10 protein-coding genes are annotated in these 9,065 nt (G+C 62.6%); 6 read left to right on the top strand and 4 right to left on the bottom strand.

Going from position 1 to position 9,065, the window contains the following annotated elements; genetic code table 11:
- The coding region (locus AC1DT3_RS06350) for a TRAP transporter substrate-binding protein (RefSeq protein ID WP_477464406.1) at positions 1-999 on the top strand (999 nt) is incomplete at its 5' end.
- A gap of 121 nt (positions 1,000-1,120) precedes the next feature.
- Positions 1,121-1,816 (top strand): DUF2939 domain-containing protein, encoded by a 696-nt coding sequence (locus tag AC1DT3_RS06345; RefSeq protein WP_477464405.1) that lies wholly within the window; start codon positions 1,121-1,123, stop codon positions 1,814-1,816.
- A gap of 556 nt (positions 1,817-2,372) precedes the next feature.
- Here AC1DT3_RS06345 and AC1DT3_RS06340 read toward each other — a convergent pair.
- Entirely contained in the window at positions 2,373-2,852 is a 480-nt protein-coding gene (locus AC1DT3_RS06340) for a YcgN family cysteine cluster protein (RefSeq protein WP_477464404.1), read from the bottom strand.
- Between the two features lie 235 nt (positions 2,853-3,087).
- Here AC1DT3_RS06340 and AC1DT3_RS06335 point away from each other — a divergent pair, with 235 nt between their 5' ends.
- The 4 genes from AC1DT3_RS06335 (at position 3,088) to AC1DT3_RS06320 (ending at position 7,107) form a co-directional block, all read left to right on the top strand.
- Positions 3,088-5,283: a transglycosylase domain-containing protein gene (locus AC1DT3_RS06335; RefSeq protein WP_477464403.1), complete on the top strand. Its 2,196-nt coding sequence runs from the start codon at positions 3,088-3,090 to the stop codon at positions 5,281-5,283.
- A gap of 147 nt (positions 5,284-5,430) precedes the next feature.
- Positions 5,431-6,027 (top strand): DUF1214 domain-containing protein, encoded by a 597-nt coding sequence (locus AC1DT3_RS06330; RefSeq protein WP_477464402.1) that lies wholly within the window; start codon positions 5,431-5,433, stop codon positions 6,025-6,027.
- Positions 6,024-6,587, top strand: a complete 564-nt coding sequence (locus AC1DT3_RS06325) for a DUF1254 domain-containing protein (RefSeq protein WP_477464401.1) — start codon at positions 6,024-6,026, stop codon at positions 6,585-6,587. The genes AC1DT3_RS06330 and AC1DT3_RS06325 overlap by 4 nt, the downstream gene beginning before the upstream one ends.
- 4 nt (positions 6,588-6,591) lie before the next feature.
- Positions 6,592-7,107 (top strand): GNAT family N-acetyltransferase, encoded by a 516-nt coding sequence (locus tag AC1DT3_RS06320; RefSeq protein WP_477464400.1) that lies wholly within the window; start codon positions 6,592-6,594, stop codon positions 7,105-7,107.
- A 25-nt stretch (positions 7,108-7,132) separates the two neighbouring features.
- On the opposite strand, the gene AC1DT3_RS06315 is transcribed toward AC1DT3_RS06320, so the two are convergent.
- The 3 genes from AC1DT3_RS06315 to AC1DT3_RS06305 form a co-directional block, all read right to left on the bottom strand.
- Positions 7,133-7,339 carry a hypothetical protein gene (locus tag AC1DT3_RS06315; protein WP_477464399.1) on the bottom strand — a complete coding sequence of 69 codons (207 nt, stop codon included), beginning with the start codon at positions 7,337-7,339 and terminating at the stop codon, positions 7,133-7,135.
- A gap of 211 nt (positions 7,340-7,550) precedes the next feature.
- Entirely contained in the window at positions 7,551-7,901 is a 351-nt protein-coding gene (locus AC1DT3_RS06310) for a DUF1491 family protein (protein ID WP_477464398.1), read from the bottom strand.
- A 10-nt stretch (positions 7,902-7,911) separates the two neighbouring features.
- Positions 7,912-8,721, bottom strand: a complete 810-nt coding sequence (locus tag AC1DT3_RS06305; protein ID WP_477464397.1) for a peptidoglycan-binding domain-containing protein — start codon at positions 8,719-8,721, stop codon at positions 7,912-7,914.
- Positions 8,722-9,065 lie beyond the last annotated feature (344 nt).

The following is a 9,065-nucleotide window of genomic DNA, read 5'->3' as shown; positions in this document are numbered from 1 at the left end:
ATCAAATGGCGACTGCAGTCGGGTTTCCCGAAATCGCTCGACACCATCTACGGCGCCGCCGAAGTAATGGCGAAGTTCGTAAGCGATGCCACGGACGGCAAATTCCAGATTCAGCCCTTCGCAGCCGGTGAAATCGTCGGCACACCCCAGGTCGCCGATGCCGTGGGCACCGGCACGATCGAAATGGGCCACACCTGCTCGTATTACTATTTCGGCAAGGATCCGACCTTTGCGATCGGTACCGCCCTGCCCTTCGGCCTGAACGCCCGCCAGATGAACGCCTGGCTCTATCACGGCAACGGCAACGAGATTCTCAACGAATTCTACGCCAAGCATAACCTCTACGGCATGCCCGCAGGCAACACCGGCGTCCAGATGGGTGGCTGGTTCCGTAAGGAAATCAAGACACCGCAGGATCTGCAGGGTCTCAAGATGCGCATTGCCGGTCTCGCCGGCATGGTCATGGCGAAGCTCGGCGCTGTTCCGCAGCAGATTCCCGGCGGCGACATCTATCCGGCGCTCGAGCGCGGCACTATCGATGCGGCCGAGTGGGTCGGACCCTACGACGACGAGAAGCTCGGCTTCGCCAAGGTCGCGCCGTACTATTACTATCCCGGCTTCTGGGAAGGCGGTCCCGCCATCCACTTGTTCATCAACAACGCCAAGTGGAAGGAACTGCCCAAGTCCTATCAGGCCATCCTGACGGCGGCAGCCGGATACGCGAACGGCGACATGCTCGCGAAGTACGACGCCCGCAACCCAGCCGCCCTCCGCCGCCTGCTCGGCTCCGGCACCCAGCTGCGTCCCTACTCGCAGGAGATCCTCGAAGCGGCCTACAAGGCGGCGAACGAGGTCTACGAGGAGACTTCGGCCAAGAACCCGGACTTCAAAAAGGTGTACGAGAGCGTGCGCGCCTTCCGGAACGAGGGCTACCTCTGGTTCCAGGTCGCCGAGTATTCCTACGACACCTTCATGATCCGCGCCCGCGCCAAGGGCTGATCGAGGCGGTTTTCAGGTTCGCCGGTCAGCCTCGCCGATCGGCGGCGAAGACTAACGAAAGGGACGGTCCGCGGATCGTCCCTTTTTGTTTTTCCGACGATATTGTCGTTTCCCAAAGAGAATGACGGATCCTGGAGGCAATCCCGCCGCAAAGGGTTGCGCGCCCGGACACGTCTGCTATTCGGACGCGCCGGTTTTCTCTTGCGGACATCACTTTTCAGAGACCATGCGCTGGACGTTACGCCTTGGCCTATTTGTCGTTGCGGTATGGTTGCTGTTCGCAGCCTCACCCTACGTGGCGCTCTATCGGCTTTCGCGTGCCATCGAAGCACGTGACGTGGCAGAGATCGCCGAGCGCATCAATTTTCGCACCCTGCGTATTTCCCTGGCCCGGCAATTGGTCAGCGACTACATCGAGCGGCTCGACGGCAAGAAGGAAATCAGCGCGATCAACCGCCAACTCGCCGCCGAGGCGACCGTATCGGTGGCCGACCCGGTCATCGCCCAGCTTTTGACTCCCGCGACCCTGATCGATCTGCTGGATGACGGCTGGCCGCAGCAGTTGGTTTCGGACAACACCGAGAACCTGCGTTTCGACCTCAGTCTCAACTCGTTGCGGAAAGCGTGGAAATTCTACGTCTCTTCGGAAACGCGCGGGTTCCGGATGATCTATTTCACGGTCCCCGTGGATGCGACGTCAGCGAACAGGTACCGAATTCAGATGAGGCTGAGCGGTTTTCGCTGGAGATTGAGCGGGATCGACCTGCCGTTGGCCCTCCGCCAGAAGCTGCTGGACAGACTTCCCCGGAGAGACTGACCCGACGCCGAGTCGTTCGGGAATATGGAGCGGGCGTATCGAGCCCTACGATCCAATGAACCGACAACACACCGAAACGACTTATCCGATCCTGCCGCTATGGCATTGATCCGAAACAGAAAAAATTGAAGCCCCAAAGGGCTAGCTCATGAAAACGAGCCAGCTGACCATCGCCAACGGTAGCGCGGCGCCCAGAACGAAGCAGACGAAACTCGAAGCCATGACAATTTACCTCCTGCTAACCAACAGGCTTGAGAATTAATCGTTCCGAGACGTTATTACATATTTAACCAAATTTCCATCCAAATAAAAAGGCCTCCACCAGCGGTGAAGGCCTTAGTGCTGATCAAGTGATCAACGTTTGCACTGAATATTCCGGCTCAGCCGGTCAAGTCCAAGTTAAATTGTCAGATGCTGTCCCAGCCTATTGGGGTCCGGTCCCACAGCCCTTAAGGCCAAGCCTATTCTCGAGCCTGTCCGGTGGAGTCATTGTCGTAGCCTCCTGCACGCGAATTCATTACAATGATGCGCTGATTAACTCAGTCGGTCAAGAAACTTACGTTGCGGTATTTGGCCATTCCACGATGTGATCCCTGAGTTCCATGATGGAAAACTCCTCCTCGGTGCCAGCGACTCTTTCGCGCACCGAGATGCCGGCGCTGTGAACCGTCCGGCGATCTCCCGATACCAGCGGATGCCACCAATAGAGGTCGTTGCCGTCCGCCAGGAGACGATAGGCGCAGGTCGGCGGCAGCCAGGACAGGGACCGCACGGCCGCCGGCGTCAACCGGACGCAATCCGCCACCTTGGCCTGGCGGTTCGGATAGTCCCGGCACCGGCAGCTTTCGCTATCGAGGAGCGTACAGCCGACATCGGTGTAATAGATCTCCTGGGTATCCTCATCCTCGAGCTTGACGAGACAGCACCGCCCGCAGCCGTCGCAGAGACTTTCCCACTCCGTGTCCGACATGCTCTCGAGGGATTTGGTCCGCCAGAACGGCTCGTTCTCGACCCCGGGCGTTTTCAGTATGGTCACGCAACTCACCTTCGATGTCCCGATCGGAACCTTATAGAATAGCCCCAAAGAGTGGTGGCGACTTTTTGTCCCCTTCTTGCATAAATGCCCCTGGGGAACCATTCATATTGAAACGCCAAGCCATCTTGCACGTTGTCCCTTGCAAGGTCGTTCAGCGCCTGTTCCGGGCCGTCGCGCCCTCGCCGCCACATTACCTTCGGGCGCGTCATCCCGCTGCCCCTCTTGAAAGTCCGCCGTGCCAAAGCCCGAAGCCATCTCCTTCCGGACACGGATCAAACGTGGGGCGCTCGCTGTCGACGCCTGGCTCAGCTCGTTTCTGTTCCAAAGTCGTGGGGCGATCGCTCGTGGATGGACGAGCTATTCCGAGAAGGCCAAGTGGTTGCGCTTCCGGGGCGCGCCGCGGGTGGTCATGGATCTCGCCAGCGAAGCGACGACCCTCGGGACGGCCGGCGGCATCGTCCTCGTCGGGCTCGCGATTCCGGCCTTCCAGGAAACGCGCGACGACTGGCTGAAGACGCAGGACCTCGCCGTCACCTTCCTCGACCGTTATGGGCAGGAGGTCGGCCGCCGCGGCATGCGCTACGACGATTCCTACAAGCTCGAGGACTTCCCGGATTATCTCGTCAAGGCCGCGCTCGCGACCGAAGACCGGCGCTTCTACGACCATTGGGGCATCGATCCGATCGGCACCGCCCGCGCGCTGATGGTGAACACCAAGGACGGCGGCGTCGTTCAGGGCGGCTCGTCGATCACGCAGCAACTCGCGAAGAACCTGTTTCTGAGCAACGAACGTTCGATCGAACGCAAGATCAAGGAAGCGTTCCTTGCCGTCTGGCTCGAGAACCACCTGACGAAAGATCAGATCCTCAAGCTCTATCTCGACCGCGCCTATATGGGTGGCGGCGCGCACGGCGTCGTCGCCGCGGCGGAGTATTACTTCGGCAAGTCGGCGAAGGATCTGACGCTGGCGGAATCGGCGATGCTCGCGGGCCTTTTCAAGGCGCCGACGAAATTCGCCCCGCACATCAACCTGCCGGCGGCGCGCTCGCGTGCGAACGACGTACTCAACAACATGGTCGAGGCCGGATTCCTGACCGAGGGACAGATTCAGACCGCACGCCGCAACCCGGCGACGCCGGTCAACCGCACACGTGAATCGACGCCGGATTTCTACCTCGATTGGGCCTATCTGCAGGTCAAAGCGCTCGCGACGGAAGGCAAGCTCGGCAGCGAACGCGTGCTGCTCGTGAAGACGCCGCTCGACACCAATCTGCAGCACCGTTCCGAGGAAATCCTCGAGGACATGCTGCGCCAACACGGCCATCAATACAAAGCCGGCCAAGGCGCCGTCGTGGTGATGGACGTGGACGGCGCGGTGCGCGCGATCGTCGGTGGGCGCGATTACGGACAGAGCCAGTTCAACCGCGCGACCGATGCATTGCGTCAGCCGGGCTCCTCGTTCAAGCCGTTCGTCTATGCGACGGCACTGACCGCCAATCCCAAGCTCACGCCATCCTCCACCGTCACCGACGCGCCGATCTGTCTCGGCAATTGGTGCCCACAGAATTACGGCCGATCGTTCTCTGGATCGATGCCGATGGTCTCGGCGCTTGCGCGCTCGATCAATTCGATCCCGGTGCGGATGTCGCTCGAAATCGGCAAGGGTAACGCGAAGGCGGGCCGCGCCCAGATCATCGACCTGTCGCACAAGATGGGACTGACRCATCCGCTGGCGGATTCCTCGTCGCTGCCGATCGGCGCCGCCGAAGTGACGCCGATCGACATGGCGTCGTCTTACGCGGTGTTCGCAAACGGCGGCAAACGCGCGCCGGCCTATTCGGCATGGGAGATCCGCAACGGCGCCGGAGAGGTGATCTACAAGCACGACCGCGACGCGCCGCAGCCCCAGGTGCTTCGCCCGCAAGTCGTGCGCGACATGAACTTCATGATGAACAAGGTCGTCGAGGAAGGAACGGGTAAGCGCGCGGCGCTCGACAAGATCCGCTCCGCCGGCAAGACGGGCACCACGAATGCCTATCGCGATGCATGGTTCGTCGGCTTCACCGGCAATCTGGTCGCCAGCGTGTGGTACGGCAACGACGATCACTCCGCGATGAACAACATGACCGGCGGCACGCTCCCCGCCATGACGTGGAAAGAGGTCATGACGGTCGCGCACCAGAACGTCGAATTGCGCCAGATCCCCGGTTTGGGTCCGCAACCGGCAGAAGCTGTCGCGGCGAACGGCAAGAACGCGCCGAACCAGATCCAGGAGACCGGCTCGTTGCCGCTCGCAGGAACGTTGACGCGAAAATCCTATGAAGCGCTCGGCAGTCTCGGACAGCTGTTTCAGCAAGCGGAGAAGGCGGGACCGCCGCCGACGATCCGCACGACGGAGACTCCCACGGCGAGCCGCGTCGCCATGCCTTGATGCGCACGAGGCCTGACGCGCAATCGGCCAACTGAACGCTGTCGAAAACCGGATTACACTTTTGGCCGTCTCGCACTAAAATAGCGCGAGGCGGTCCGCTCGGTCCGCCCCGGTGCGCTCCGTATTGTGAAGGTCCCCAAGATTCTCGTGTCCAGCCGGATCTTCTCTTCCTCCATCCTCATCCCCTACGCGCTCCTGCTCGGCCTCGCCGTCGGTCTGGGATCGGCCTATGCCGTCCTGCGGGGCGACTACCCCGTCGGCGGCGTCGCGATCGGTCCGTGGCGGGCATGGCCCAAAGTCGGAACCAGCGAGGCCGACCCCTACGCCCGGATAATCATGGCCCGCCGCAGCGAGGTCCCGCTCGCCATCAGCGAGGGACTTGCCCTGAAGGCCGTCACCGACAGCGAGGGGCGCAAGTTCGATGCGCGCTGCCGATACCGCATCGGCTCCGTCGTTCCAGCCGCGCGCCTTTGGACGTTGGCAGCCTATGACGGCACCGATCACCCGGTTCGCTCCGAGCTCGGGCGAAGCCATTTCACCTCGTCCGAAGTCCTGCGCAACGCGGACGGGGGCTTTTCCATTCGACTGGCGAGAGACGTGCAACCCGGCAACTGGATCCAGCTTCCGGCCGATGGACCATTCAGCTTGGTTCTTCGTCTTTACGACATGCCCGGCGCCGCCGGCGCCGCCGCGCTCGACGCAGGCGCCCTTCCCGCGATCGAGCGTCTTGGGTGTGGCGCATGAGCGGTTGGGCGCGCTTCGTGATCGCAACCCTGTGCGGCCTGGTTCTGGCCGCCGCGGTCCATATCGTCGTCATTCTCGCGGGTCCGCGCCTCGCAGAGAACGACGCTTTCAACCGCCTGCAGGAGACCCTCGAAGCGGAACAGGCGGAATTGATAAGTCCGCTCGGCGGTCGCGATACCTGGCTGCCGGAGCCCGACCCGTCCGTCGCTGTCGCAGCCTGCGCCTTCGATCTCCGTGAGGGACCGACGCGCATCTCCGCAAAGACAAGTTCGCTGTTTCAATCGCTTTCCTTCCACACGAAGGAGAACGGGATTTTCTTTGCCCTCACCGATCGCGCCGCAGTGCGAGGCGAGCTCGAAGTTGTGGTGATGACGGCTGAGCAGCTCGATGCCGCCAGGGCACAAGAGGAGGAAGGCGACGCGCCGGTGCAGGATGTACGAGTCGTTGCTCCACAGACGGAAGGGTTCGTGATCGTGCGCGTCGCCTCGCCGTATCCGAGTCTCGACGTCGCCGCCGAGAACGCGGCGAAGGCCGTGTCCTGCACGATCGACGAGGACTGACCGCATGGCCTCGCGGTCCGCTGATGCGATGCTCTGGCGCGCGATGACGGCGAGCGATCTCACTGCGGTGAAAGAGGCGGCGGACCGCATCCATCCGTCCTATCCCGAAGCGTTCGCGATCTTTGCCGAACGCCACCACCTCTACGCCGCCGGATGCTTCGTTCTCGCCGATGACGGCGGGGTCGCGGGCTACCTGATCAGCCATCCATGGCGCTACGGCGAGCCGCCGGCCTTGAACGCGTTGCTCGGCCGACTGCCTGAGCCCGCCGATACTTACTACCTGCACGATATCGCGCTGTCTCCACGCGCAACGGGTCACGGACATGCAATCCTCGCCGTCGAACGCGCGAAAGCGCAGGCGACAGCGACGGGCCTTTCCAACATGACGCTCGTGGCCGTGAATCAATCGGCGGCGTTCTGGCGTCAGCGCGGTTTTGCGGAAGCGGCGCCACCCGGCATCGAAACGAAGCTAGCGAGCTACGGCGACGACGCCCGTTTCATGGAGCTTCGACTTGCATAGCGGAAACGCCAGCGAGACGTGACTGTCACGACCGTCTGCTACGTCCCGAACCGTGCGTCGCCAGTGGCCGTGACGGCCCGGGACTGGGAGCGGGCCGCTCGTACCGCACGCCCGTAAACAGCAGGATCTCGCCCTTCGGCTCGTCAAGCGTCAGGGAAAGCCGGTTCGGCCGCGAGGAGGCGTCTGGAAAAGCGATCACTTCGCCTCGAGTTCTGGTCCAGAATTCGTCCATGCTCCGATCCTCCGCGCAGCTCCATTGCGGGTCGTTTCCCGGCACCAACAAAAGGCCTGTATGGTTAACAGACCGTTTCCCGATGGTGTCTTTTCGAGAATGACCAACTGGACGAAGGACCAACCAGCGCCGCTGCGCTTCGTTCCGTACCTCTAAAGGTCAAGTTTTCGCGACGTGACGGTGGCGTGCGATCGCGCACGCGGAAGCGGAGTTAGGCGCGTGGTTCGCGCGCCAGATCGAGGCCGTGCCGGCCTTCGCGATCGTCGACTTCCACGAGCCACAGGTCGGGATCGAACTTGAGTTCTTTCGTCATGCGTTCCTCCACATCGAGCGGCATGACGGCTTCGAGAACGCAGGAGAACAGCCGATCGCCGGTGTCCTCGACGAGGGCCTGTGGCGCAGGACCGTAGAGACTGGCCGTACCGTCGAGACGATCGATCTTGACGAACACGGCACCGGCTTCTGGCGATCCGCGACGGCGAAGGACGGCCTCGATGTTCTCGACCGCGCAGCGGCGCAGATACGCGGAGACCCAAAAATCGGAGCGCAGGCGGGAGGACACCGCGTTTCTCTTATGGGATGGCGATGCCGGCCTGCGACGCCAGCTCTCGAACCGTGCGCGGCCCGAACTCGCCAGTGACCGGCAGACGCTTGTCGCGTTCGAACGCCTCGATCGCCTGTCGGGTGCCGGGGCCGTAGAAACCATCGACCTTGACGCCATAACCAATTTTCGCGAGCGCCCGCTGTCCTGCAAGAACCGTATCGTCGGCCTCGACCTTGCCGACGGAGGCAGGCGGCACGGGAACCGGGCCTCCCATCCGAATGATCTCAGCAATGGGATCCGGCGCCGTCGGCTTCTGGAGCGCGGCGACCGCATTCGGCGCAGGAGCGGCTCGCGCAGGCGCCTGAACGACCGGCGCAACCTCGCCACCGTTACGGATGAGATCGCCGATGGCATTGCGCTGCGGCGGTTTTGGAGGCGCTGGTACGGTAATGGAGGGAGCAGCCTCGACGGGAGCTGCAGGCGCAGCTGGAGCTTGAGTGGTCGCGAGCGGCGAATGGGTGTCGACCGGCTTTCCAGGAGCGGCGACGGGCGCGCTCGGCGTGCCTTTCGCAAAGAGCGGCGCCGGGTGGCGAGCCTTCTGAAGAGCGAGAGCGTTCCAGGCGATCGCACCAGCGCACGCGACGAAGAACAGAGCCGCCGCGATCTCGCGCGGGCGGCTGATGGCGATCGCCAGGAACGAGCGCTTGGCGAGCGCTTTCTTGGCGATCGGGTTTCGGGCTGGATTGGCTTTCGCTCCGCGCGATGCCGACCGGCTTCGCGGAGCAGGCTCGGCGATCATGAAGTCGCGATCGGAGCGGGCGGCTAAGGCTTCACGCAAGGAGACGACCCCGCTTCAAGAAAAAACTCCGACGTGGAGTATAGCATCGTTCGCAGAAGGAGCCGTGGGCACCTTGAGGCGATCGCTGGCGAAAACTCCAAACGGGTGCGAGTTCGGGCCGATCGACCCGAGATCCGTCCATTCGTGTCAAACGCATCAGCACTCGCTCAAACGCCCCGAGGAACGAGCGTCCCTCTCCCCTTCCCGATGACCCTGCCAGAGGTCGCTTAAGCGAACCCTAAAGGCGTTCGTGTGGGACGGCCGCTGGATCGTGGTCGGCCGACGCGGCGGAATCGACGATCCCGCTCGAATTGAAATTTCTGAATCCCATCAACGACCTAGTC

The sequence above is a fragment of the Microvirga sp. P4_G7 genome, from assembly GCF_056401005.1.
This window is presented reverse-complemented; position numbering and strand designations above follow the sequence as displayed.

Coding starts and splice junctions, on each gene's coding strand:
- AC1DT3_RS06325 (WP_477464401.1), top strand. CDS start 6,024: ATGAGCGGTTGGGCGCGCTTCGTGATCGCAACCCTGTGCGGCCTGGTT.
- AC1DT3_RS06320 (WP_477464400.1), top strand. CDS start 6,592: ATGGCCTCGCGGTCCGCTGATGCGATGCTCTGGCGCGCGATGACGGCG.
- AC1DT3_RS06345 (WP_477464405.1), top strand. CDS start 1,121: ATGACGGATCCTGGAGGCAATCCCGCCGCAAAGGGTTGCGCGCCCGGA.
- AC1DT3_RS06315 (WP_477464399.1), bottom strand. CDS start 7,339: ATGGACGAATTCTGGACCAGAACTCGAGGCGAAGTGATCGCTTTTCCA.